Source organism: Streptomyces sp. NPDC034099 (assembly GCF_055575415.1).
The window spans coordinates 80435-103905 of sequence record NZ_JBVISR010000012.1 but is presented as its reverse complement, the minus strand read 5'-3'; the positions used below and the strand labels follow the sequence as shown (position 1 = coordinate 103905).

The window sequence follows — 23471 nt, the reverse complement described above, 5'->3', positions numbered from 1 at the left end:
CGGGTGCGGCGCTCAGGGGACGAGTACGACCTTCCCGAGGTTGCCGCGCGAGGTCACGGCCTCGTGCGCCTTCGCCGCGTCCTCCAGGGCGAAGGGCCCGTGCACGGCGGGCCGCAGCCCTTCCTCCGCGTACAGGCGCCACAGCTCGCGCCGCCAGCCGTCGTACACCTCCGGCGTCTCGCGGGCGATCCGCGCCATCTGGAACCCCGTCACCGTCCTGGCCCCCACCAGCAGGTCGTACGCCCGCACGGTCCCGCCGCCCGAGCTGTACGCCACCAGCCGGCCGCCCGGGGCGAGGGCGCCGACCGCCGGGGTGAGCAGGTCGCCGCCCACGCCGTCGAGGACGTAGTCGACGGGCTCGCCCCAGCCGTCGTCGCCGTAGGCCACCACCTCGTCGGCGCCGAGGGCGCGCACGAAGTCCGCCTTCACGGGGTCGGAGACGGCGCCCACGACGCGCGAGGCGCCACGGATGCGGGCGAGCCGCACGGCCAGGTGGCCGACCCCGCTCGCGGCGGCCGTCACGAGTGCCGTCTCGCCGGGCGAGGGGCGGGCGGCCGTCAGGGCGCCGAGGGCCACCAGGCCGCTGCGGACCAGCGCGACCGCGTCGACGGCGCCGACCCCGGCCGGCACGGGTGAGGACATCTCCTGGCGCAGGACCGCGAAGTCGGCGTACCCGTGCCCGAAGCACAGCCCCGTCACGCGGTCGCCCACCGCGAGGCCGGTGACCTCGGTTCCGAGCGCCACGACCTCCCCGGCGACCTCCCCGCCCAGCGGTACGGGCTCGGCCGCCTCGGTGACCTTGCGGACGACGGGCAGCGTGACACCGACCGCCTCGCAGCGCACCAGGACCTCACCGGCGCCCGGCTGCGGGACGGGCGCCTCCTCCAGGAACAGCGGGCCACCGGTGGACGCGTAACGGACACGGCGCATGGGAGCGCACCTCCGGGAAGTCGGGAGCCGAGGAGGCTCATTGGGTGTCCCAACGATATGCGGGCAGTCGTGGGGAAGTCCAACGACTTTTCGGTAGGGTGGGCTCCATGGCCTCCGCACCCCTGCCCGAGATCCGCTCCCTCCCCAGCTGGCTGCTGGGTCGCGCCGCCGCCCGCGGCCGTGCCCTGGTCGCCGAGGCGCTGGCGGCCGAGGGTCTGAAGATGTGGCACCACGTGGTGCTCTCCGCCGTCCGCGACCTCGCCCCCGTCGCCCAGGCCGACCTGGGGCGCGGCATCGGCCTCGATCCGAAGGATCTGGTCGGCGTCCTCAACGACCTGCAGTCCGCCACACTCGTCGTCCGGGTGCCGGACCCCGGAGACCGCCGCAAGAACGCGGTGTCGCTCACCGAGGAGGGCGGCCGGGTCCTGGCGCGCTGCGAGGAGGCGGCGCGCGCGGCCAACGACGAGCTGCTCGCGCCGCTCACCGAGGACGAGCGGGCGCGGCTGACCGACCTGGTCCGGAGGATCGCCGGTACGGAGCCCGACGTCTGACGCGGACGGCCGGCGCGGACGGCCGGCGCGGTTGAGGCGGGACCCCCGGGGCGCAGGGGGCGCTCCCCGCCGCCAGGGGCCCCGCCGCCGTGTCGCGGGGAGGCTGGTCAGCCCTGGACGGCCGCGGCCCGCAGGGCGACCCGGTCCTCACCCGCGTACACGTTCATGGAGCTGCCGCGCAGGAAGCCCACCAGGGTCAGTCCGGTCTCGGCGGCCAGGTCCACGGCCAGCGAGGACGGCGCCGACACCGCGGCCAGCACCGGGATGCCCGCCATCACGGCCTTCTGCGCCAGCTCGAAGGAGGCCCGGCCCGACACCAGCAGCACGGACCGGGACAACGGGAGGTCCCCGTTCTGCAGGGCGCGCCCGACCAGCTTGTCCACCGCGTTGTGCCGCCCCACGTCCTCCCGTACGTCCACCAGTTCGCCCTCCTCGGTGAACAGGGCCGCCGCGTGCAGTCCGCCGGTCCGGTCGAAGACCCGCTGGGAGGCGCGCAGCCGGTCGGGCAGGTCCGCCAGCAGTTCCGGGGTGACGCGGACCGGGGGAGTGTCGGCGATGGGCCAGCGGGCCGTCGTACGCACCGCGTCCAGGCTCGCCTTGCCGCACAGGCCGCAGGACGAGGTGGTGTAGACGTTCCGCTCCAGCGTGATGTCGGGGATCCGCACGCCGGGGGCGGTCTTCACGTCGACCACGTTGTAGGTGTTGGACCCGTCGACGGTCGCGCCCGCGCAGTACACGATGTTCTGGAGGTCGGCCTGCTCGGCGAGCACTCCCTCGCTCACCAGGAAACCCGCCGCCAGCGCGAAGTCGTCGCCGGGGGTGCGCATCGTGATGGCGAGCGGCTTGCCGTTCAGCCGGATCTCCAGCGGTTCCTCGGCGACGAGCGTGTCCGGGCGGGAGGAGACCGCCCCGTCCCTGATGCGGATGACCTTGCGTCGTTCCGTGACTCGTCCCATGTCGTGCCCCTTGTGCCGGTCAGTCCCGGTTCTGTACGTGCTGGTAGCCGAAACGGCCCTTGATGCAGAGGTTGCCGTGGGTCACCGGGTTGTCGTGCGGTGAGGTGACCTTCACGATCTCATTGTCCTGCACATGGAGCGTGAGATTGCAGCCCACTCCGCAGTACGCGCACACCGTCGTCGTCTCGGTCTGCCGCTCCTCGTCCCAGGTGCCCGCCGCCCGCATGTCGAACTCCGACTTGAAGGACAGCGCCCCCGTGGGGCACACCTCGATGCAGTTGCCGCAGTAGACGCACGCCGAGTCGGTCAGCGGGCCGTCGTGCTCGACCGAGATCCGGGCGTCGAAGCCGCGACCGGAGACGGAGATGGCGAAGCTGTTCTGCCACTGGTCGCCGCAGGCGTCCACGCACTTGTAGCAGAGGACGCACTTGCCGTAGTCGCGGACGTAGAGGTCGTTGTCGACGCGCGGTTCCTCGTCGACACGCGCCGCGTCCGGACCGAAGCGGTCGGGCTTCGCCTCGTACTCCTTGATCCACTGCGCGACCGAGGGAGTCGTGGAGAGGTCGACCGAGGAGGCGAGCAGTTCGAGCACGACCTTGCGGCTGTGCCGGGCGCGCTCGGTGTCCGTGCGCACCACCATGCCGGGCTCCGCCCTGCGCGAGCAGGCCGGCGCGAGGGTCCTGGCGCCCTCCACGTCCACCACGCAGAGGCGGCAGGCGTTCTTCGGGGTGAGCGTGTCGCCCTCGCACAGCGTCGGCACGTCCTTCCCGGCCGCCCGGCAGGCGTCGAGGATCGTCGACCCCTCGGGGACTCTGGCCTCCTGCCCGTCGAGGGTGAACTCCACCAGGCGGCGCGGCACTCCGAGCGGTATCGCGGTCATTCGTACGCCCCCAGACGGTCGATGGCGGATTCCACGGCGTTCCACGCGGTCTGCCCCAGACCGCAGATCGAGGCGTCCCGCATCGCGCGGCCGACCTCGCGCAGCAGGGTGATGTCGGAGGCGGCGTCGGCGCCCGTGCGGTCGGCGATCCGGTGCAGCGCCTCCTCCTGGCGGACGGTGCCGACCCGGCACGGCACGCACTGACCGCACGACTCGTCGCGGAAGAACTCGGCGATCCGGATCAGGACGCGGGGGAGCGGGACCGTGTCGTCGAAGGCCATGACGACGCCGGAGCCCAGGGTCGTGCCCGCCTCGCGGGTGCCTTCGAAGGTGAGCGGGATGTCCAGTTCGTCGGGGCGGACGAAGCCGCCGGCGGCACCGCCGAGCAGGACCGCGCGGAGGTTGTCGCGGACCCCGGCGAGGGTGAGCAGCTCGCCGAGCGTGGCGCCGAAGGGGAGTTCGTAGACGCCGGGGCGGGCCACGGTGCCCGACACGCAGAACAGCTTCGGGCCGGTGGACGTGGGGGTGCCGATCGCGGCGTAGGCCTCGGCGCCCATCGTCAGGATGGGGAGGACGTTGACCAGGGTCTCCACGTTGTTCTCGACCGTGGGTTTGCCGAACAGGCCCTTCTCGACGGGGAACGGGGGCTTGGAGCGGGGCTCGCCGCGGTAGCCCTCGATGGAGTTGAACAGGGCCGTCTCCTCGCCGCAGATGTACGCGCCGGCGCCGCGCCGGATCTCGATGTCGAAGGCGTAGCCCTGGCCGAGGACGTCGTCGCCGAGCAGGCCGCGGGTGCGGGCCTGTCCGACGGCGTGGGTGAGGCGGGCGAGGGCGCGGGGGTACTCGCCGCGGAGGTAGAGGTAACCCCGGTGGGCGCCGGTCGCGTAGGCCGCGATCGTCATGGCCTCGACCAGGGCGTACGGGTCGCCCTCCATGAGGACGCGGTCCTTGAAGGTGCCGGGTTCGGATTCGTCGGCGTTGCAGACCAGGTAGTGCGGGTGGTCGGGCTGGGCGGCCGTCGCCTGCCACTTGCGGCCGGTGGGGAAGGCGGCGCCGCCGCGGCCGACCAGGCCGGCGTCGGTGACCTCGCGGATGACGGCGGCGGGGCCGAGTGCGAAGGCGCGGCGGAGGGCGGTGTAGCCGCCGTGGGCGCGGTAGTCGTCCAGGGAGGTGGGGTCGGTGGTGCCGATGCGGTGGAGGAGGGTGAGGGTGGGGTCGCCGGTCTGGGGGACGGCGAGCGCGGGGGTGGGTTCTGCGGGGGCGGCTTCCGGGGCGGTGGCCGCGCGGACTGCTTGTTCTGGGGTTGCGGGGGCGCAGACGGCCGTCGCGTGGAGAGGGTTTCGCCCCCGCCGCCCCTTCCCTCCCCCCTCGGCTTCGCTCGAGCGGGAGGTGCCCCCACCGTCCCCGGGGGCTGCGCCCCCGGACCCCCCTTCGGCCTGGACGGCCTCGTCCTCAAACGCCGGACGGGCTGATTCACCCGCCCGGACGACCAGAGTTGCCGGGGCGCGTTCGCACAGGCCCAGGCAGGGGCTGCGGTCGACCTTCACGCCGCTCTCCGGGCCCAGCCGCGCTTCCACGGCCGCGCACAGGTCGCTCGCCCCCGCCGCCGTGCACGCCAGGTCCGTGCAGAGGTGCAGGACGGTCGCCGGGCGGGGGCGGACCGAGAACATGGCGTAGAAGGTGGCGACCCCGTACGCCTCGGCCGGGGGGACGGTCAGGCGGCGGCACACGTAGTCCAGGGCGCCCTCGCTGATCCAGCCGACCCGGTCGTTGAGCGCGTGCAGGGCCGGGAGGAGCTGGTCGCGGCGGTCCCGGGCCTCTCGGCCGCCCCGGGCCCATCTGAGGTCGGCGGCGTCCGTCCTGTCGCGGGCCGCGCCCTCCCAGGACGACTCGGGCGGGCCGAGCAGGGTGTCCACGGCCTCGCGTTCCTCGTCCGTGGGTTTGCCGTCACCGAAGCGCAGGTCCACCGGTGCTCACCTTCTCGATCCGGATCGCCGAGGCCTTGAACTCCGCCGTCCCGGCGATCGGGCAGTTGGCCTCGATGGTCAGCTGGTTGGTGTCCACCTCGTCGGGAAAGTGGAAGCTCATGAAGGCCAGGCCCGGACGCAGGGCCGTGTCGACCCAGACGGGGGCCAGCAACGAGCCGCGCCGTGAGGTCACCCGGACCTCCTCGCCGACCACGACCCCGTAGCGTTCGGCGTCCTCCGGGCAGAGTTCGACGGACTCGCCGCGGCGCAGCGGGGAGGCGTAACTTCCGCTCTGCACACCCGTGTTGTAGGAGTCGAGGCGGCGCCCCGTGGTCAGCCGGATCGGGTACTGCTCGTCGGTGAGGTCCACGGGCGGGTCGTGCCGGACGATGCCGAAGGGTGCGAGGCGGCCACGGGCGGCCGGGTCCCGGGCCCACAGCCTGCCGTGCAGGTACGGCGGTTCCAGTTCCTCCGTGCTCGGACACGGCCACTGGATGCCCTGGTGCTCCGCCAGGCGGGTGTACGTCATCCCGTGGTGGTCGGGGGAGAGGGAGCGCAGCTCGTTCCAGACCGCCTCCGCGTCGGCGTACTTCCAGTCGTGGCCGAGGCGGGCGGCGAGGTCGCAGAGGATGTCGATGTCCTCGCGGGCCTCTCCGGGCGGGGTCACGGCCCGTCGCACGCGTTGGACGCGTCGTTCGCTGTTGGTGGTGGTGCCCTCGGTCTCCGCCCAGCCGGCCGTCGCCGGGAGGACCACGTCGGCCAGTTCGGCGGTCTTCGTGAGGAAGATGTCCTGGACCACCAGGAAGTCCAGTGCGCTCAGGCGGCGTACCGCCTGTTCGGCGTCCGCCTCCGACTGGGCCGGGTTCTCGCCGATGCAGTAGACGGCGCGGAGCGTGCCCTCGTCCATCGCCTCGAACATCTCCGTCAGGGTGAGCCCGTGGCGCGGCTCGACCACCGTGTCCCACGCCGTCTCGAACTTCCGGCGGACCTCCGGGTCGAGCACGTCCTGGAAACCGGGGAGCCGGTTGGGGATGGCGCCCATGTCACCGCCGCCCTGCACGTTGTTCTGGCCGCGCAGGGGCTGGAGGCCGGAGCCGTAGCGGCCGACGTGGCCGGTGAGCAGGGAGAGGTTGATCAGGGCGCGGACGTTGTCCGTGCCGTTGTGGTGCTCGGTGATGCCCAGGGTCCAGCACAGCTGGGCGCGCTCGGCGCGGGCGTAGGCGTGCGCCAGCTCCCGGATGGCGGCGGCCGGTACGCCCGTCACCTTTTCGGCGAGGGAGAGGGTCCAGGGTTCGACCAGGGCCCTGTAGTCGTCGTAGCCCGTCGTCGCGCGTTCGATGAAGGCCTCGTTGGCCAGTCCCGCGTGGATGATCTCGCGGCCGACCGCGTGTGCCAGCGGGATGTCCGTGCCCACGTTCGGCCCGAGCCAGCTCTCCGCCCACTCGGCGGTGGAGGTGCGGCGCGGGTCGACGGCGTACATGCGGGCGCCGCCCCGTATGCCCTTCAGCACGTGCTGGAAGAATATCGGGTGCGCGAAGCGGGCGTTGGAGCCCCACATCACGATGACGTCGGTGTGCTCGATCTCCTCGTAGGAGGAGGTGCCGCCGCCCGAGCCGAAGGCGGCCGACAGGCCCGCGACGCTCGGCGCGTGACAGGTGCGGTTGCAGGAGTCGACGTTGTGGGTGCCCATGACCACCCGGGCGAACTTCTGCGCCACGTAGTTCATCTCGTTGGTCGCCCGCGCGCAGGAGAACATTCCGAACGCGCCGCGCGCCGCCGCCAGGCCCCGGGCGGTGCGGTCCAGGGCCTCCTCCCAGGTCGCCCGGCGGAAGGGCTCCTCGCGCGAGTCCCGCACCAGAGGGTGGGTGAGGCGGGTGTAGGTCTTGGGTGTTCGGTCGCGTTTCGTCATGCGGCGCTCCTCGACGCGAGCAGGTCCGACAGGGCGTGCACGGTGCGCAGGGTGGGCACCGGGACCCCGGTGATCTCCGCCAGCTCGACGACCGCCGCGAGCAGGACGTCGAGTTCGAGCGGCTTGCCGCGCTCCAGGTCCTGGAGCGTGGAGGTGCGGTGGTCGCCGACCCGCTCGGCGCCCGCGAGCCGGCGTTCGATGGAGACGCCGACCTCGCAGCCGAGGGCCGCGGCGACCGCCAGCGTCTCGGTCATCATGGTCTCGATGACCTCGCGGGTGCCGCCGTGCCGGCACATCTGGCGCATGGTGGCCCGGACCAGGGCGCTGATCGGGTTGAAGGAGATGTTGCCCAGCAGCTTCAGCCAGATGTCGTTGCGCAGGTCCGGCTCGACCGGGCATTTCAGGCCGCCCGACCGCATCGCCTCGCTGAGCGCCAGACACCGCGGCGAGACCTCCCGGCCGGGCTCGCCGATCGAGAACCGGGTGCCTTCCACATGCCGTACGACGCCCGGCTGTTCCAGTTCGGTGGCCGCGTACACGACGCAGCCGACGGCCCGCTCGGGCGCGAGCACCGCACTGACCGCGCCGGCCGGGTCCACGCTCTCCAGACGGCGCCCGTCCCAGGGGCCGCCGTGCCGGTGGAAGTACCACCAGGGAATGCCGTTCTGGGCGGCCACGACCGCCGTGGTCCCGTGCAGCAGCGGCTCGATCAGCGGCCCGCACGCCGCGTACGAGTTGGCCTTCAGACCCAGGAAGACGTAGTCGACCGGGCCGACTTCGGCCGGGTCGTCGGTGGCGCGCGGGTGCGCGGTGAAGTCGCCGCGCGGGCTGCGCACCCGTACTCCGTACTGCCTCATGGCCGCCAGATGCGGTCCACGGGCGATGAGATGCACGTCGGCGCCCGCACGGTGGAGCGCGGCGCCGACGTAGGCGCCGATCGCCCCGGCGCCGAGAACTGCGACTTTCATGGCGGGGGAGCTCCGTTCGGTCGAGGGATACCGAGGAACTGGGAAGAGACCGGTCGAGGAAGCCTCGATGATGTCGACGAAATATTGTCTACAGTATGGAAGTTGGGGCGGCAAGGCTTTGTGCAGTAGTGGTGGTGGTCCGTAGTCGTGTGATCGGCTTCTGTAGTTGTCTGCTCAACAGTCTTCTCAAGCGCTTTCCGGATGCCTACGGTTGGGGACCCATGAGTCCCCCCGTCGCACCCCCGGGCTGGAGCCGCTGGCTCGTACCCCCGGCCGCTCTCTCGGTCCACCTCTCCATCGGCCAGGCCTACGCCTGGTCCGTGTTCAAACCGCCCCTGGAGTCCGCGCTCGGCCTCAGCGGCACGCAGAGCGCGCTGCCCTTCCAGCTCGGCATCGTCATGCTCGGCCTGTCGGCCGCGTTCGGCGGCACGCTCGTGGAACGGCACGGGCCGCGCTGGGCGATGACCGTCGCCCTGGTCTGCTTCTCGTCCGGCTTCCTGCTCTCCGCGCTCGGCGCGGCGGTGGAGCAGTACTGGCTGATCGTCCTCGGCTACGGCTTCGTCGGCGGGATCGGCCTCGGCATCGGCTACATCTCGCCCGTGTCGACGCTGATCAAGTGGTTCCCCGACCGGCCCGGCATGGCCACCGGCATCGCCATCATGGGCTTCGGCGGCGGCGCCCTCATCGCCTCGCCCTGGTCGGCGCAGATGCTGAAGTCCTTCGGCACCGACAGCTCGGGGATCGCCCTCGCCTTCCTCGTCCACGGCCTGACGTACGCCGTCTTCATGCTGCTCGGCGTGCTCCTGGTGCGGGTGCCGCGTCCCAGGGAGGGGGCGGACGGCCGGCCCGCCCCGCTCGAAGGGGTCCAGGTCTCGGCGCGTTCGGCCATGCGCACCCCGCAGTTCTGGCTGCTGTGGATCGTGCTCTGCATGAACGTCACGGCCGGTATCGGCATCCTGGAGAAGGCCGCGCCGATGATCACGGACTTCTTCGCCGACACCTCCACCCCGGTATCGGCGACCGCGGCGGCCGGATTCGTGGCCCTGCTGTCGGCGGCCAACATGGCGGGCCGGATCGGCTGGTCCTCGGCCTCCGACCTGATCGGACGCAAGAACATCTACCGCGTCTACCTCGGCGTCGGCGCGCTCATGTACACCCTGATCGCGCTGTTCGGCGACTCCTCCAAGCCGCTGTTCGTCCTGTGCGCCCTGGTCGTGCTCTCCTTCTACGGCGGCGGTTTCGCCACCGCCCCCGCCTACCTCAAGGACCTCTTCGGCACCTACCAGGTCGGCGCCATCCACGGGCGGCTGCTCACCGCCTGGTCGCTCGCCGGTGTCCTCGGGCCGCTGATCGTGAACTGGATCGCCGACCACCAGGAGGAGGCGGGGCGGCACGGCTCGGCCCTGTACGGCACCTCCTTCCTCATCATGATCGGGCTGCTGGTCGTCGGCTTCGTCGCCAACGAACTCGTCCGCCCCGTGCACGCCCGGCACCACGAACCCGCGACCACCCCCGCGCCGAAGGAGGGCAACGATGTCACCCGACACCAGCCAGAGTCCGCCTGAGGCGGCCGAGGTGCCCGACCGGCGGCCGCTGATCGCCTTCACCTGGCTCTGGGTGGGCGCGCCGCTCGCCTACGGGCTGTACGAACTCGTGCGGAAGGCGACCCAGCTCTTCACCGGATGAGGGCGGACGCCGGCGGGCGGGACGGCCGGGGGCGGCGGAGGATGCTGACCGAAGCCGACAAGCCGGACCGCGGTTTCCTGTCGTATCACCTGCCGCCGTACCCGTCGGTCACTGATCACACTGGTGGATCCCGTACCCCGAGGCAGCGAGGACTCCACCCATGCACCACGGCTCCCGCATCACCGCCGTCGGCCACTACCAGCCCGCCCGGATCCTCACCAACGAGGACCTGGCGGGCATGGTCGACACCAGCGACGAGTGGATCAGGAGCCGGGTGGGCATTCGTTCGCGCCGGATCGCCGGACCCGACGAGCCGGTCGACGAGCTGGCCGGCCACGCCGCCGCGAAGGCGCTCGCGGCGGCCGGGCTGACCCCCGCCGACGTGGACCTGGTCGTGGTCGCCACCTCCACCGCGATCGACCGCTCCCCGAACACCGCGGCCCGCGTCGCCGCCCGCCTCGGCATCCCCGGCCCCGCCGCGCTGGACCTCAACGTGGTGTGCGCCGGCTTCACCCACGCCCTGGCCACCGCCGACCACGCCGTACAGGCCGGCTCCTCGACCCGGGCACTGGTCGTCGGCGCGGACAAGATGACCGAGGTCGTCGACTGGACCGACCGCACCACCTGTGTACTGGTCGGTGACGGGGCGGGGGCCGCCGTCGTCGAGGCCTGCGCGCCCGGCGAGGAGGCGGGGATCGGCCCCGTGCTGTGGGGGTCGGTGCCCGAGATGGGCAACGCGGTCCGCATCGAGGGAACGCCGCCGCGGTTCGCGCAGGAGGGACAGAGCGTCTACCGCTGGGCGACCACCAAGCTGCCCGCCATCGCGCGCCGGGCCTGCGAGCGGTCCGGCCTCGAACCGGCCGACCTCGCCGCGGTCGTCCTGCACCAGGCCAACCTGCGCATCATCGAACCCCTCGCCGCGAAGATCGGTGCCGTCAACGCCGTGGTCGCCCGCGACGTCGTCGAGTCCGGCAACACCTCCGCGGCGAGCATCCCGCTCGCGCTGTCCAAGCTGGTGGAGCGGGGCGAGATCACCACCGGCGACCCGGTGCTGCTCTTCGGCTTCGGCGGCAACCTCTCCTACGCCGGACAGGTCGTCCGCTGCCCCTGAAGACCCCGGCACCCTCGATGTGAGGTGGCCTACACCCCGGTCCCGCGGCCGAGCGCGCCGTAGACTGTAGACGAAAGACAATCAATACTTCGCGTACTGGTTGTGTTCCGGCCGTCGAGGGGGGACCGATGTTGTCCGCAGGACTGCCGCAGGGCGCGGTGCCCAGGCTCGAACGGCCCGGCCCGCTGCGGGACCGTGTCTACGAGGCGCTGCTCGAACTCATCACCACCCGGGCCCTGCGGCCCGGCCAGCACCTCGTCGAGAGCGAACTCGCCGGTCACCTCGGGGTGTCGAGGCAGCCGGTGCGCGAGGCACTGCAGCGGCTCAACACCGAGGGCTGGGTCGATCTGCGCCCCGCGCAGGGGGCGTTCGTGCACGAGCCGACGGAGGAGGAGGCGGACCAGCTCCTGACGGTGCGCACGCTCCTGGAGGCCGAGGCGGCCCGGCTCGCCGCGGCCAACGCCTCCAGTGCCGGCATCGCCGCCCTGGAGGAGCTGTGCGAGGAGGGGGAGCGTGCCGTCGCCGCCGAGGACGTGGACGCCACCGTCGCCGTCAACGCCCGCTTCCACGGCAAGGTCATGGAGCTGGCGGGCAACGCGGTCCTGGCCGAACTCGCCGCGCAGGTCGACCGCAGGGTCCGCTGGTACTACACCCCGGTCGCCCGGCAGCGCGGCCGTCAGTCCTGGATCGAGCACCGCAAGCTGATCGCCGCCATCACCGAACGGGACGAGCAGGCGGCGACCCGGCTGATGCGCGAGCACACCGAGCACACCCGCCGCTCGTACCACGAGCGCGGAGAATCCTGAGGTCAGCGTCCGCTCGGGACGCGTTCACAGGCCGTCCGGCACCTCGGCCGGGCGGCCTCGCCGTGTCCGGGGCCGTCGGATACCGCGCACTTCTTTGTCCACTCAGAGGAGAAAGTTCGCAGCAATTCATGCGTGACTTCTTCCCACACCCGGCGCCCGCTGCTACGTTCCCTCCGAAAGCACGCCACGGGAGCAAGCCAGGGACGTGGCCGGAAACCGGCGGACTCAAGGCCGATTGAGGCGGGGAGGGGCTCGTGAGACGCATGACCGCACGACCCGCGAACGCCCACCAAGCGCGACTGCTCCAGCTGTTGCGCGACGGCGGGCCCAACTCCCGCGCCCAGCTGGGCGACCAGGTCGACCTCTCCAGGTCCAAACTGGCCGTCGAGGTGGACCGGCTGCTGGAGACCGGTCTCGTCGTGGCCGACGGACTCGCCGCCTCGCGCGGCGGGCGCCGCAGCCACAACGTCCGCCTCAACCCCGAACTGCGCTTCCTCGGCGTCGACATCGGCGCGACCTCGGTCGACGTCGCCGTCACCAACGCCGAGCTGGAGATCCTCGGGCACATCAACCAGCCCATGGACGTGCGCGAGGGCCCGGTCGCGGTCTTCGAGCAGGTGCTGTCCATGGCCGCCAAACTGCGCGCCTCCGGGCTCGCGGAGGGCTTCGACGGCGCCGGCATCGGCGTCCCGGGGCCGGTCCGCTTCCCCGAGGGCGTGCCGGTGGCTCCGCCGATCATGCCGGGCTGGGACGGTTTCCCCGTACGGGAGGCACTCAGCCAGGAACTCGGCTGCCCGGTCATGGTCGACAACGACGTGAACCTGATGGCGCTGGGCGAGCAGCACGCGGGCGTCGCCCGCACCCAGCACGACTTCCTCGTCGTCAAGATCGGCACCGGCATCGGCTGCGGCATCGTCGTCGGCGGGGAGGTCTACCGCGGGACCACGGGCAGCGCGGGCGACATCGGGCACATCCAGGCCGTGCCCGAGGGACGCCCGTGCGCCTGCGGCAACCGTGGCTGTCTGGAGGCCCACTTCAGCGGCGCGGCCCTGGCCCGCGACGCCACGGAGGCCGCCCAGCAGGGCCAGTCGGCCGAGCTCGCGAACCGGCTGGAGGCGAACGGGGGCCTCAGCGCCGCCGACGTCGCCGCCGCGGCCGCCGCGGGCGACGCCACCGCGCTGGACCTGATCAGGGAGGGCGGCCGCAGCACCGGCCAGGTCATCGCCGGCCTGGTCAGCTTCTTCAACCCGGGCCTGGTGGTGATCGGCGGTGGGGTGACCGGCCTCGGCCACAACCTGCTCGCCGCGATCCGCACCCAGGTCTACCGCCAGTCGCTGCCCCTGGCGACCGGCAACCTGCCCATCGTCCTCGGGGAGCTGGGACCCACCGCCGGAGTCATCGGCGCGGCCCGGCTGATCAGCGACCACCTGTTCTCACCCGCGTAACCACCGTTCGGTTCACGAGCTCCACCAGCACAGCGCTCTGCCCAGCCCTGTCCTGCTCCGTACCGTCCCGTTCCGTCACGCCCCCATCCGCCACGCCCTGCTCTGCTCTGCCCTGACACCGGCCCGCACGCCCGCCGAGGGGACCTCACATGGCACCAGAACCACCGCTGCTCAGCATGTCCGGCATCACCAAGTCGTTCCCCGGAGTCCGGGCCCTGGACGGCGTCGACCTCGACGTCCAGGCCGGTGAGGTGCACTGCCTCCTCGGCCAGAACGGCGCCGGGAAGTCCACCCTCATCAAGGTGCTGGCCGGCGCCCACCAGCCCGACACCGGCACCATCCGCTGGCGCGGCGAGGAGGTCACCCTGCGCTCGCCCATCGCGGCCATGCGACTGGGCATCGCCACCATCTACCAGGAACTCGACCTGGTCGAGCACCTGTCGGTCGCCGAGAACGTCCACCTCGGACACGAGCCGACCGCCGCCGGCTTCGTCGTACGGGGCAGGGCGGCCAAGGCGTCGACGGCCGCGCTGCTCAAGCGGCTCGGGCACCCCGAGGTCGACCCGGGGCGGCTGGTCGGCGACCTGTCGGCGGCGCAGCAGCAGATCGTGTCGATGGCACGGGCGCTCTCGCACGACGTACGGCTGATCGTGATGGACGAGCCGTCCGCCGCGCTCGACCCGGACGAGGTCGACAACCTCTTCCGCATCGTCGCCGACCTCACCGCCGACGGAGTCGCCGTCGTCTACATCTCGCACCGCCTGGAGGAGATCCGCCGCATCGGCGACCGGGTCACCGTCCTCAAGGACGGCCGGGCGGTGGCCCGCGGTCTGCCCGCCGAGTCCACGCCCACCCGCGAGGTGGTGGCGCTGATGACGGGACGCAACGTCGAGTACGTCTTCCCGGACCGGCCCACCGCACCGCCCGCGGGCGAACCCGTGCTGAGCGTCCGGGGACTGGCCCGGCAGGGCGAGTTCGCCCCGCTCGACCTGGAGGTGCGCCCCGGCGAGATCGTCGGACTCGCGGGGCTCGTCGGCTCCGGCCGGTCCGAGATCCTGGAGACGGTCTACGGAGCCCGGAAGGCGAGCGCCGGCCAGGTCCTCGTCGACGGGCGACCGCTCAGGCCGGGCAGCGTGCGCGCCGCGGTGCGCGCCGGGCTCGGGCTGGCCCCCGAGGAACGCAAGGCCCAGGCCCTGCTGATGCTGGAGTCCGTCACCCGCAACGTGTCGGTCTCCGCCATGTCCCGCTTCTCGCGCGGCGGCTGGATCGACCGCGGTGCCGAACTCGGCGCGGCCCGCGAGGCCACCCGCGAGCTGTCGCTGCGGCCCGACAACCCGTCGGTGCCCGTGCGCACCCTCTCCGGCGGCAACCAGCAGAAGGCGGTGCTCGCCCGCTGGCTGCTGCGCGGCTGCCGGGTCCTGCTGCTCGACGAACCCACCCGCGGCGTCGACGTCGGCGCCCGCGCCGAGCTGTACGCCGTCATCCGGCGTCTGGCCGACGAGGGCCTGGCCGTCCTGCTGGTCTCCAGCGAGGTGCCCGAGGTACTGGGTCTCGCCGACCGCGTACTGGTACTGCGCGAGGGCCGCGTCGTGCACGAGGCCCCCGCCCGCGAACTCGACGAACACCGCGTACTCGACCTCGTGATGGAAGGAAGTCCGGCGTCATGACGCAGCACGTGTCCCCGCCGCGGGACGGCACCGGCAAGGCGGCACCCGTGGACGCTCCTCCCGCCTGGCGGGTCCGGCTGGGCCGCGCCGACGTCCGCACCCTCACCCTGCTCGGCGTGCTCGCCGTACTGGTCCTCATCGGCGGCATCACCCAGCCCGACTCGTTCCTCGACACCCGCAACCTCCAGCTGGTGCTCACCCAGGCGTCCGTGATCGGCGTCGTCACCGTCGGCATGACCTTCGTCATCGTCTCTGGCGGCATCGACCTGTCGGTCGGTGCCATCGTCGCCCTCGCCTCGGTGTGGGCGACCACGGTCGCCACCCAGGAGTACGGGTTCTTCGGCATCCTGTTCACCGCGATCGTGGTGGGAGTGGGCTGCGGCCTGGTCAACGGGGTGCTCATCGCCTTCGGCCAGATGGTCCCGTTCATCGCCACCCTCGCCATGCTGGCCTCGGCCCGCGGCCTCGCGCTCCAGATCACCGACGGCCGCACCCAGGTCGTCACCGTCTCCAGCGTCCTGGACCTCGGCGAACGCGACGCCTACGTCCTCGGCATCCCGCCGCTGGTCCTGGTGTTCGCGGCCGTCACCGTCATCGGCTGGCTGGTGCTCAACCGGACCACCTTCGGGCGGCGCACCGTCGCCGTCGGCGGCAACGCGGAGGCCGCCCGTCTCGCCGGCATCGACGTCCGCCGCCAGCGGCTCTACCTCTACCTGCTGTCCGGGCTGTGCTGCGGCATCGCGGCCTTCCTGCTGATCGTCCTGGCCGGCTCCGGCCAGAACACCAACGGCAACCTCTACGAACTCGACGCCATCGCCGCCGCGATCATCGGCGGAACCCTGCTGACCGGCGGCCGGGGCCACATCCTCGGCTCCGTGCTGGGCGTCCTGATCTTCACCACGATCACCAACATCTTCGCCCTGAACAACCTGCAGACCGACGTGCAGCAGATCGCCAAGGGCGCGATCATCGTCGCCGCCGTGCTGGTCCAGCGCCGTACCGCAAGCACGCATTGAGGAAAGGGTTCACCGTCATGACGAAGCTCACGAGTCGCAGAGGGCTGCTCTTCGGAGCCGCCGCCGTGTCCGCCGGTGCCGTCCTCACGGGGTGCACCAGCAACGACCCCGACAACGGCGACGACAAGGCCGCCGCGGACACCCAGCCGGCCGCGGACGACAAGCCCGGCAAGCCGATCACCATCGGCTACGCGGGACCGCAGGCCGACCACGGCTGGCTCAACGCCATCAACGACCAGGCCAAGAAGCGCGCGGAGAAGTACCCGGAGGTCACCCTCGAGGTCACCGAGGGGTCCAACGACACCGCGCAGCAGATCGGTCAGATCGAGACCCTCATCAACAAGAAGGTCGACGTCCTGGTGGTGCTGCCCGCCGACGGCAAGGCGCTCACCCAGGTCGGCCTGAAGGCGATGCGGGCCGGCATCCCCGTCATCAACCTGGACCGCATCTTCAACAGCCCCCAGGCGTACCGCTGCTGGGTCGGCGGCGACAACTACGGCATGGGCCTGAACGCCGCCCATTACATCGGCGAGAAGCTCAAGGACAAGCCGAACGCGAAGGTCATAGAACTGGCCGGAATCGACAACCTGGAACTGACTCAGCAGCGCACCCAGGGCTTCGACGACGGACTGAAGAACTACCCGAACATCAAGAAGGTGGCCCGCCAGGCCGCCGAGTTCACCGTCGAGTCCGGCCAGGCCAAGATGGCCCAGCTGCTCCAGGCCCAGTCGGACTTCGACGCCCTGTGGAACCACGACGACGACCAGGGCGTGGGCGCCCTGCGCGCCATCGAGCAGGCCGGCCGCGACGACTTCCTGATGGTCGGCGGCGCGGGCGCGCTCTCCGCCTTCGAGGCCATCAAGGCCGACCGCGGCGTCCTGAAGGCGACGGTGCTCTACCCGCCGACCATGGCCGCCTCCGCGATCGACCTGGCCCGCGCGCTCGGCCAGGGCAAGGGCGTCAGCGGCCTCGCCGAGTTCGAGATCCCCTCGACCGTCACCTGCTACTCGGCCGTCGTCGACAAGGACAACGTCGACCAGTACATGTCCACCGGCTTCAAGTGACGGGCGCCGCCCCGGCGGCGGCCTGACCAGCCGGTCCGCCGGGGCGGGGCCCACCCCCACCGCGCCACCACGACGAGGAGGACATCCGCATGGGACAGCCGCAGCAGCCCGAGGGGGCCGGCGCCGAGGAGGCAGCCGCCGGGACCGACAGCGGGACCGATACCGGGACCGACGCCGGGGCCGGGGCGGCGACGGGGGCGTCCGCGACCAGACCGCCCCTGCGCGTCGGCATGGTCGGCTACGCCTTCATGGGTGCCGCCCACTCCCAGGGCTGGCGCACCGCCGGCCGCGTCTTCGACCTGCCGTTGAACCCGGTACTGGCCGCGATCTGCGGGCGGGACGCCGACGCCGTCCGCCTCGCGGCCGACCGGCACGGCTGGGCGAGCACCGAGACCGACTGGCGGACCCTGGTCGAACGGGACGACATCGACCTCGTCGACATTTGCACCCCGGGCGACAGCCACGCCGAGATCGCGCTGGCCGCGCTCGCCGCCGGGAAACACGTCCTGTGCGAGAAGCCGCTGGCCAACACCGTCGAGGAGGCGCAGGAGATGACCCGTGCCGCCGAGGCGGCCGGGGCGCGCGGGCAGCTGGCGATGGTCGGCTTCAACTACCGCCGGGTGCCGGCCACCGCGCTGGCCCGGCGGATGGTCGCCGAGGGCCGCGTCGGCCGGCTGCGGCACCTGCGGGTGACCTACCTCCAGGACTGGCTGGTCGACCCGAAGGCCCCGCTCACCTGGCGGCTGCGCAAGGAGCTGGCCGGATCGGGGGCGCTCGGCGACCTCGGCGCCCACATCGTCGACCTCGCCCAGTACCTGTCGGGGGAGCGGATCGCGGGCGTCTCCGCGCTCACCGAGACCTTCGTACGGGAACGCCCGCTGCCCGCCGGCGCCTCCCGGGGGCTGTCCGCGGGCTCGGCGGACGGGGTGACGGGACAGGTCACCGTGGACGACGCCGCCGTGTTCACCGGCCGCCTCACCTCCGGCGCCCTGGTCTCCTTCGAGGCCACCCGGTACGCCACCGGCCGCAAGAACGCCCTGCGCATCGAACTCAACGGCGAGCGCGGCTCCCTCGCCTTCGACCTGGAACGGCTCAACGAGCTGGAGTACCACGACGGCACCGAGCCGGGGGAGCACGCGGGCTTCCGCCGCATCCTCGTCACCGAACCCGAACACCCCTACCTGGACGCCTGGTGGCCGCCGGGCCACGGACTCGGCTACGAGCACACCTTCGTGCACCAGGCGCGCGATCTCGTCCACGCCGTCGCCGAGGGCCGCGGGCCCGAACCCTCCTTCGCCGACGGGCTGCAGGTGCAGCGCGTGCTGGCGGCCGTGGAGGAGAGCGCCGAGAAGAACTCCGTCTACACCCCGATCATGCCCTGAGGAGGCCGGCAGCGACATGCCACGCAACTTCACGCTCTTCACCGGACAGTGGGCGGACCTGCCGCTGGAGGAGGTCTGCCGCCTCGCCCGCGACTTCGGCTACGACGGCCTGGAACTCGCCTGCTGGGGCGACCACTTCGAGGTCGACAAGGCCCTGGCCGACCCCTCCTACGTCGAATCCCGGCACCAGCTGCTCGACAAGTACGGCCTCAAGTGCTGGGCCGTGTCCAACCACCTGGTCGGCCAGGCCGTCTGCGACGCCATCATCGACGAACGCCACGAGGCGATCCTGCCCGCGCGCATCTGGGGCGACGGCGACGCGGAGGGCGTACGGCAGCGCGCCGCGGCCGAGATCAAGGACACCGCACGTGCCGCCGCCCGCCTCGGCGTCGACACCGTCATCGGCTTCACCGGCTCGGCGATCTGGCACCTGGTGGCCATGTTCCCGCCCGCCCCCGAGTCGATGATCGAGCGCGGCTACCAGGACTTCGCGGACCGCTGGAACCCGATCCTCGACGTCTTCGACGCCGAGGGCGTGCGGTTCGCCCACGAGGTGCACCCCAGCGAGATCGCCTACGACTACTGGACCACGCAGCGCGCCCTGGAGGCGGTCGACCACCGGCCCGCGTTCGGCCTGAACTTCGACCCCTCGCACTTCGTGTGGCAGGACCTCGACCCCGTCGGGTTCCTGTGGGACTTCCGCGACCGCGTCTACCACGTCGACTGCAAGGAGGCCCGCAAGCGCCTCGACGGCCGCAACGGACGGCTCGGCTCGCACCTGCCGTGGGGCGATCCGCGGCGCGGCTGGGACTTCGTGTCGGCCGGGCACGGCGACGTCCCCTGGGAAGACGTGTTCCGCATGCTGCGCTCCATCGACTACCAGGGACCCGTCTCCGTCGAGTGGGAGGACGCCGGCATGGACCGGCTCCAGGGCGCGCCCGAGGCCCTGAGCCGGCTCAAGGCCTTCGACTTCGAGCCGCCCAGCACGTCCTTCGACGCCGCGTTCAACAGCTGACCGCGCGCTGCGCGCAGGTCGGGACGGGGACCGGAGCAGCCGCCGGTCCCCGGTCCGGGCTGCCCGTATCCCGCTTTGTCCTGAGTTGGGAAAAAGTTCAACGGGTCTCGGCCCAAGGGGTGTTGGCCGCGGAAGAACGCGGTTACCGTCCCTGAAGTGTTCAGGACACTCACGCCTCCGGGGTGACGGCGCACCCCGGCGCCCGCATCGCACGTCACCGCACCCATCCCGTACGGCCCACCCGTTCCCGGAGGGACTTCGTGCACAGAACCAGACTCAAAGGCACCACGACCGCGAGGCGCCCCAGGCTTCGCACCACCCTCGCCCTGTTCACCGGCCTGCTGCTGGCCGTGGGCACCCCGGCCACCGTCGCCGGCGCCCACCCCGGCCACCCGGAGCACGACGAGACGGCGGCCGCCGCCGACGGACAGTTCCAGCAGGTACCGCTCGCCAAGGGCGAGCCCGAGATGGGCGAGCCGATGTCGCTCGCGGTGCTCCCGGACCGCAGCGTCCTGCACACCGCCCGCGACGGCACACTGCGCCTGACCGACCAGGGCGGTGTCACCAAGGTCGCCGGCAAGATCCCCGTCTACAACCACGACGAGGAGGGCCTCCAGGGCGTAGGCATCGACCCGGACTTCGAGAACAACCGGGCGATCTACCTCTACTACGCGCCGCCGCTCGACACCCCCGCGGGCGACGCCCCGGAGAACGGCACCGCCGAGGACTTCAAGAAGTTCGACGGCGTCAACCGCCTCTCCCGCTTCGTCCTCAACGCCAACGGCACGCTGGACATGGCCAGCGAGAAGAAGGTCCTGGACGTCGCGGCCTCCCGCGGCACCTGCTGCCACGTCGGCGGCGACATCGCCTTCGACGCCGAAGGCAACCTGTACCTCTCCACCGGCGACGACACCAACCCCTTCGCCTCCGACGGCTACACGCCGATCGACGAGCGCGCGGACCGCAACCCGGCCTTCGACGCCCGGCGCAGCGCGGGCAACACCAACGACCTGCGCGGCAAGCTGCTGCGCATCAAGGTCGCCGAGGACGGCTCGTACACCATCCCGGAGGGCAACCTCTTCGAGCCCGGCACCGAGAAGACCCGGCCCGAGATCTACGCGATGGGCTTCCGCAACCCGTTCCGGATCAGCGTCGACAAGAAGACCGGCACGGTCTACGTCGGCGACTACGGCCCCGACGCGGGTGCCGCCGACCCGAAGCGCGGCCCGGCGGGACAGGTCGAGTTCGCCAAGGTCACCAAGGCCGCCAACTTCGGCTGGCCCTTCTGCACCGGTGACAACGACCCGTACGTCGACTACGACTTCGCCACCAAGACCTCCGGCGAGACCTTCGACTGCGCGGCCCCGAAGAACACCTCCCCGCACAACACCGGCCTCACCGATCTGCCGCCCGCGCAGGCCGCGTGGATCCCGTACGACGACGACTCCGTGCCCGAGTTCGGCAGCGGCTCCGAGTCCCCGATGGGCGGCCCGGTCTACCGCTACGACCCGGACCTCGACTCCAAGGTCAAGTTCCCCGAGGAGTACGACGGCGACTTCTTCGCCGGCGAGTTCGGCCGCCGCTGGATCAAGCGGATCGAGCAGACCGAGGACGGCGCGGTCTCGAAGATCAACGACTTCCCGTGGACCGGCACCCAGATCATGGACATGGAGTTCGGCCCCGACGGCGCGCTCTACGTTCTGGACTACGGCCTGTCCTGGTTCCAGGGCGACAAGGACTCCGCCCTGTACCGGATCGAGAACGCCGCGGACGGCTTCTCCCCGATCGCCGAGGTCAGCGCCAACAAGACCTCCGGCGCGGCCGGGCTGAAGGTGGCCTTCACCGGCTCCGCCAAGGACGCCGACTCCCCGGACCTCACCTACAGCTGGGACTTCGGCGACGGCACCAAGGGCGAGGGCCTCACTCCGACCCACCAGTACAAGAAGGTCGGCACCTACTCCGCGACCTTCACCGCCAAGGACCCCGAGGGCAACACCGGCCACGCCAGCGTCCGGATCGTGGTCGGCAACACCGAGCCCAAGGTCGTCATCGAGACCCCCGGCAACGGCACCCTTCTTCCCATGGGGGAGCCCATCCCCTTCAAGGTGAAGGTCACCGACCCCGAGGAGACGATCGACTGCTCCAAGGTCAAGGTCGCCTACAGCCTCGGCCACGACTCCCACGCCCACGAGCTGACCAGCGAGATGGGCTGTGAGGGTACCCTCAACCCGCCGCCGGGCGACGGCGGCCACGACCCCAACGCCAACATCTACGGCGTCGTCGGCGCCAGCTACACCGACGGCGGGGCCAACGGCCAGGAGGCCCTGACCGGCACCGCCCGCACCGTGATCCAGCCGCCGCACCGCCAGGCCGAGCACTTCACCGCCCAGCAGGGCGTGTCGCCGATCGACAAGACCGGCGCCAACGGCGGCAAGACCGTCGGCAACATCGACGACGGCGACTGGATCTCCTTCAGCCCCTACAAGTTCGACGGGCAGAAGAAGCTGACCGTACGGGCCTCCTCCGGCGGCGCCGGCGGTTACCTCGAGGTGCGCACCGGATCGCCCACCGGCCCGCTGCACGGCTCGGCGTACATCCCGCCGACCGGCAGCTGGGAGACCTTCCAGAACGTCGACGTGCCGCTGCGGGCCCTGCCCAGGAAGACCACCGACGTCTACCTGGTCTTCAAGGGCGGCGAGGGCGCGCTGTACGACATCGACGACTTCGAGTTCTCCAAGGAGCCGTTCACGGCCGGCAAGAAGGTCCTGGTCTTCTCCAAGACCGCGGGCTTCCGCCACGACTCCATCCCGGCGGGCATCGCCGCCCTGAAGGAGCTGGGCACCCCGGCCGGCATCTCCGTGACCGCGACCGAGGAGGCCGGACAGTTCACCACAGCCAACCTCGCCAAGTACGACGCGGTCGCCTTCCTGTCCACCACCGGTGACGTCCTCAACGCCGACCAGCAGAAGGCGTTCGAGAACTACGTCAAGAACGGCGGCGGCTACCTGGGCATCCACGCCGCCGCCGACACCGAGTACGACTGGGAGTTCTACGGCGGCCTGGTCGGCGCCTACTTCGACTCGCACCCGGCCATCCAGAAGGCCACCGTCCGCGTCGAGGACCACGACCACCCGGCCACCGCGCACCTGGACGACGCCTGGGAGCGCACCGACGAGTGGTACAACTACCGCACCAACCCGCGTGAGCAGGCCAAGGTCCTCGCCACCCTGGACGAGACCACCTACCAGGGCGGGAACATGAAGGGCGACCACCCGATCGCCTGGTGCCAGAGCTACGGCGGCGGCCGCTCCTTCTACACCGGCATGGGCCACACCAAGGAGTCCTACGCGGACGAGGCCTTCCGCGGCCACCTGCTCGGCGGCATGCAGTACGCCACCGGCCAGGCCAAGGCCGACTGCAAGCCGGCCAAGGGCTACCGGGACATCTTCAACGGCCAGACCCTGGAAGGCTGGAAGCAGGCCGGTCCCGGCAAGTTCAACGTCAAGGACGGCGTCCTGGAGTCCGAGGGCGGCATGGGCCTGCTCTGGTACCAGGCCAAGGAGCTGAAGTCGTACTCCCTCAAGCTCGACTGGAAGATGCGGGGCGACGACAACTCCGGTGTCTTCGTGGGCTTCCCGGCCTCCGACGACCCCTGGTCCGCGGTGAACAAGGGCTACGAGATCCAGATCGACGCCACGGACGCCGTGGACCGCACCACCGGTGCGATCTACACGTTCAAGGCGGCGAACATCAAGGCCCGTGACCAGGTTCTGCGGCCGCCCGGCCAGTGGAACTCCTACGAGATCAAGGTCCAGGGCGAACGCCTCCAGGTGTTCCTCAACGGAGTCAAGATCAACGACTTCACCAACAAGGACCCCGAGCGGAGCCTGACCGACGGTTACATCGGCCTCCAGAACCACGGCGCCGACGACCAGGTCTCCTTCCGCAACATCCAGCTGAAGGAACTGCCCTCCTAGGGCGAACCCGCCCCTGAGGGGGCGACCGGAACGGCGGCGGGCGGAGGACGCCGGACCTCCGCCCGCCGTCACCCCGAACGGAACACCCGAACACCCCCGGCTGTACCACCGCTCGTGTGTGCCCGACGCGCTCGACAAGGA

At 71.6% G+C, this 23471-nt stretch carries 18 protein-coding genes; 12 read left to right on the top strand and 6 right to left on the bottom strand.

Annotation, left to right across the window (positions count from 1 at the left end):
- Positions 1 to 12 precede the first annotated feature (12 nt).
- On the bottom strand, positions 13 to 930 hold the full coding sequence (locus ACZ56V_RS30185) for a quinone oxidoreductase family protein (protein WP_468946656.1): 918 nt from the start codon (positions 928 to 930) through the stop codon (positions 13 to 15).
- A 107-nt stretch (positions 931 to 1037) separates the two neighbouring features.
- On the opposite strand from ACZ56V_RS30185, the gene ACZ56V_RS30180 reads away from it, so the two are divergent.
- On the top strand, positions 1038 to 1481 hold the full coding sequence (locus tag ACZ56V_RS30180; protein ID WP_467382813.1) for a MarR family winged helix-turn-helix transcriptional regulator: 444 nt from the start codon (positions 1038 to 1040) through the stop codon (positions 1479 to 1481).
- A 107-nt stretch (positions 1482 to 1588) separates the two neighbouring features.
- Here the strand turns inward: ACZ56V_RS30180 and fdhD are convergent, their stop codons facing one another.
- Genes fdhD through ACZ56V_RS30155 form a run of 5 tightly spaced genes read right to left on the bottom strand, consistent with a single transcriptional unit; the run spans position 1589 to position 8161 of the window.
- Positions 1589 to 2437, bottom strand: coding sequence for a formate dehydrogenase accessory sulfurtransferase FdhD (gene fdhD / locus ACZ56V_RS30175; RefSeq protein WP_398915990.1), 849 nt, complete (start codon positions 2435 to 2437; stop codon positions 1589 to 1591).
- 19 nt (positions 2438 to 2456) lie between these two features.
- The gene (locus ACZ56V_RS30170; RefSeq protein ID WP_398915992.1) at positions 2457 to 3317 is read right to left on the bottom strand and encodes a 2Fe-2S iron-sulfur cluster-binding protein; all 861 of its coding nucleotides are present in this window, start codon (positions 3315 to 3317) and stop codon (positions 2457 to 2459) included.
- Positions 3314 to 5284, bottom strand: coding sequence for an NAD(P)H-dependent oxidoreductase subunit E (locus tag ACZ56V_RS30165; protein ID WP_468946652.1), 1971 nt, complete (start codon positions 5282 to 5284; stop codon positions 3314 to 3316). The genes ACZ56V_RS30170 and ACZ56V_RS30165 overlap by 4 nt, the downstream gene beginning before the upstream one ends.
- Positions 5265 to 7193 (bottom strand): molybdopterin oxidoreductase family protein, encoded by a 1929-nt coding sequence (locus ACZ56V_RS30160; RefSeq protein WP_468946649.1) that lies wholly within the window; start codon positions 7191 to 7193, stop codon positions 5265 to 5267. Before ACZ56V_RS30160 ends, ACZ56V_RS30165 begins: the two co-directional genes overlap by 20 nt.
- A complete protein-coding gene (locus tag ACZ56V_RS30155) occupies positions 7190 to 8161 on the bottom strand; it encodes a 2-dehydropantoate 2-reductase (protein WP_104634061.1) in 972 nt (323 codons plus the stop codon). Before ACZ56V_RS30155 ends, ACZ56V_RS30160 begins: the two co-directional genes overlap by 4 nt.
- A 221-nt stretch (positions 8162 to 8382) precedes the next feature.
- On the opposite strand from ACZ56V_RS30155, the gene ACZ56V_RS30150 reads away from it, so the two are divergent.
- The 11 genes from ACZ56V_RS30150 to ACZ56V_RS30100 all read left to right on the top strand — a co-directional run bounded on the left by ACZ56V_RS30150 (position 8383) and on the right by ACZ56V_RS30100 (position 23330).
- Positions 8383 to 9726: an OFA family MFS transporter gene (locus ACZ56V_RS30150; RefSeq protein WP_356365795.1), complete on the top strand. Its 1344-nt coding sequence runs from the start codon at positions 8383 to 8385 to the stop codon at positions 9724 to 9726.
- A complete protein-coding gene (locus ACZ56V_RS30145) occupies positions 9695 to 9847 on the top strand; it encodes an MFS transporter small subunit (RefSeq protein ID WP_198601631.1) in 153 nt (50 codons plus the stop codon). Before ACZ56V_RS30150 ends, ACZ56V_RS30145 begins: the two co-directional genes overlap by 32 nt.
- Positions 9848 to 10007: 160 nt before the next feature.
- Entirely contained in the window at positions 10008 to 10958 is a 951-nt protein-coding gene (locus tag ACZ56V_RS30140; RefSeq protein WP_398916000.1) for a beta-ketoacyl-ACP synthase III, read from the top strand.
- Positions 10959 to 11086: 128 nt separating this feature from the next.
- Complete coding sequence (locus ACZ56V_RS30135) at positions 11087 to 11764, top strand: GntR family transcriptional regulator (RefSeq protein WP_104634058.1); 678 nt, start codon at positions 11087 to 11089, stop codon at positions 11762 to 11764.
- 263 nt (positions 11765 to 12027) lie between these two features.
- A complete protein-coding gene (locus tag ACZ56V_RS30130; RefSeq protein WP_356365802.1) occupies positions 12028 to 13209 on the top strand; it encodes an ROK family transcriptional regulator in 1182 nt (393 codons plus the stop codon).
- Positions 13210 to 13358: 149 nt separating this feature from the next.
- Positions 13359 to 14876, top strand: a complete 1518-nt coding sequence (locus ACZ56V_RS30125; protein ID WP_356365804.1) for a sugar ABC transporter ATP-binding protein — start codon at positions 13359 to 13361, stop codon at positions 14874 to 14876.
- Complete coding sequence (locus tag ACZ56V_RS30120) at positions 14873 to 15892, top strand: ABC transporter permease (protein WP_226029951.1); 1020 nt, start codon at positions 14873 to 14875, stop codon at positions 15890 to 15892. Before ACZ56V_RS30125 ends, ACZ56V_RS30120 begins: the two co-directional genes overlap by 4 nt.
- A gap of 17 nt (positions 15893 to 15909) precedes the next feature.
- Positions 15910 to 16956, top strand: a complete 1047-nt coding sequence (locus tag ACZ56V_RS30115) for a substrate-binding domain-containing protein (protein ID WP_468946641.1) — start codon at positions 15910 to 15912, stop codon at positions 16954 to 16956.
- An 89-nt stretch (positions 16957 to 17045) separates the two neighbouring features.
- Complete coding sequence (locus tag ACZ56V_RS30110; RefSeq protein ID WP_356365809.1) at positions 17046 to 18338, top strand: Gfo/Idh/MocA family protein; 1293 nt, start codon at positions 17046 to 17048, stop codon at positions 18336 to 18338.
- A gap of 16 nt (positions 18339 to 18354) precedes the next feature.
- Positions 18355 to 19353 (top strand): sugar phosphate isomerase/epimerase family protein, encoded by a 999-nt coding sequence (locus ACZ56V_RS30105; protein ID WP_468946637.1) that lies wholly within the window; start codon positions 18355 to 18357, stop codon positions 19351 to 19353.
- Between the two features lie 260 nt (positions 19354 to 19613).
- Entirely contained in the window at positions 19614 to 23330 is a 3717-nt protein-coding gene (locus tag ACZ56V_RS30100) for a ThuA domain-containing protein (RefSeq protein ID WP_468946634.1), read from the top strand.
- The last annotated feature ends 141 nt before the right edge of the window (positions 23331 to 23471 follow it).

Excerpts from the sequence above, each read along its gene's own strand:
- ACZ56V_RS30185 (WP_468946656.1), bottom strand. The coding sequence starts at position 930 with ATGCGCCGTGTCCGTTACGCGTCCACCGGTGGCCCGCTGTTCCTGGAG.
- ACZ56V_RS30180 (WP_467382813.1), top strand. The coding sequence starts at position 1,038 with ATGGCCTCCGCACCCCTGCCCGAGATCCGCTCCCTCCCCAGCTGGCTG.
- fdhD (WP_398915990.1), bottom strand. The coding sequence starts at position 2,437 with ATGGGACGAGTCACGGAACGACGCAAGGTCATCCGCATCAGGGACGGG.
- ACZ56V_RS30170 (WP_398915992.1), bottom strand. The coding sequence starts at position 3,317 with ATGACCGCGATACCGCTCGGAGTGCCGCGCCGCCTGGTGGAGTTCACC.
- ACZ56V_RS30160 (WP_468946649.1), bottom strand. The coding sequence starts at position 7,193 with ATGACGAAACGCGACCGAACACCCAAGACCTACACCCGCCTCACCCAC.
- ACZ56V_RS30155 (WP_104634061.1), bottom strand. The coding sequence starts at position 8,161 with ATGAAAGTCGCAGTTCTCGGCGCCGGGGCGATCGGCGCCTACGTCGGC.
- ACZ56V_RS30150 (WP_356365795.1), top strand. The coding sequence starts at position 8,383 with ATGAGTCCCCCCGTCGCACCCCCGGGCTGGAGCCGCTGGCTCGTACCC.
- ACZ56V_RS30145 (WP_198601631.1), top strand. The coding sequence starts at position 9,695 with ATGTCACCCGACACCAGCCAGAGTCCGCCTGAGGCGGCCGAGGTGCCC.
- ACZ56V_RS30140 (WP_398916000.1), top strand. The coding sequence starts at position 10,008 with ATGCACCACGGCTCCCGCATCACCGCCGTCGGCCACTACCAGCCCGCC.
- ACZ56V_RS30135 (WP_104634058.1), top strand. The coding sequence starts at position 11,087 with ATGTTGTCCGCAGGACTGCCGCAGGGCGCGGTGCCCAGGCTCGAACGG.
- ACZ56V_RS30130 (WP_356365802.1), top strand. The coding sequence starts at position 12,028 with ATGACCGCACGACCCGCGAACGCCCACCAAGCGCGACTGCTCCAGCTG.
- ACZ56V_RS30125 (WP_356365804.1), top strand. The coding sequence starts at position 13,359 with ATGGCACCAGAACCACCGCTGCTCAGCATGTCCGGCATCACCAAGTCG.
- ACZ56V_RS30120 (WP_226029951.1), top strand. The coding sequence starts at position 14,873 with ATGACGCAGCACGTGTCCCCGCCGCGGGACGGCACCGGCAAGGCGGCA.
- ACZ56V_RS30115 (WP_468946641.1), top strand. The coding sequence starts at position 15,910 with ATGACGAAGCTCACGAGTCGCAGAGGGCTGCTCTTCGGAGCCGCCGCC.
- ACZ56V_RS30110 (WP_356365809.1), top strand. The coding sequence starts at position 17,046 with ATGGGACAGCCGCAGCAGCCCGAGGGGGCCGGCGCCGAGGAGGCAGCC.
- ACZ56V_RS30105 (WP_468946637.1), top strand. The coding sequence starts at position 18,355 with ATGCCACGCAACTTCACGCTCTTCACCGGACAGTGGGCGGACCTGCCG.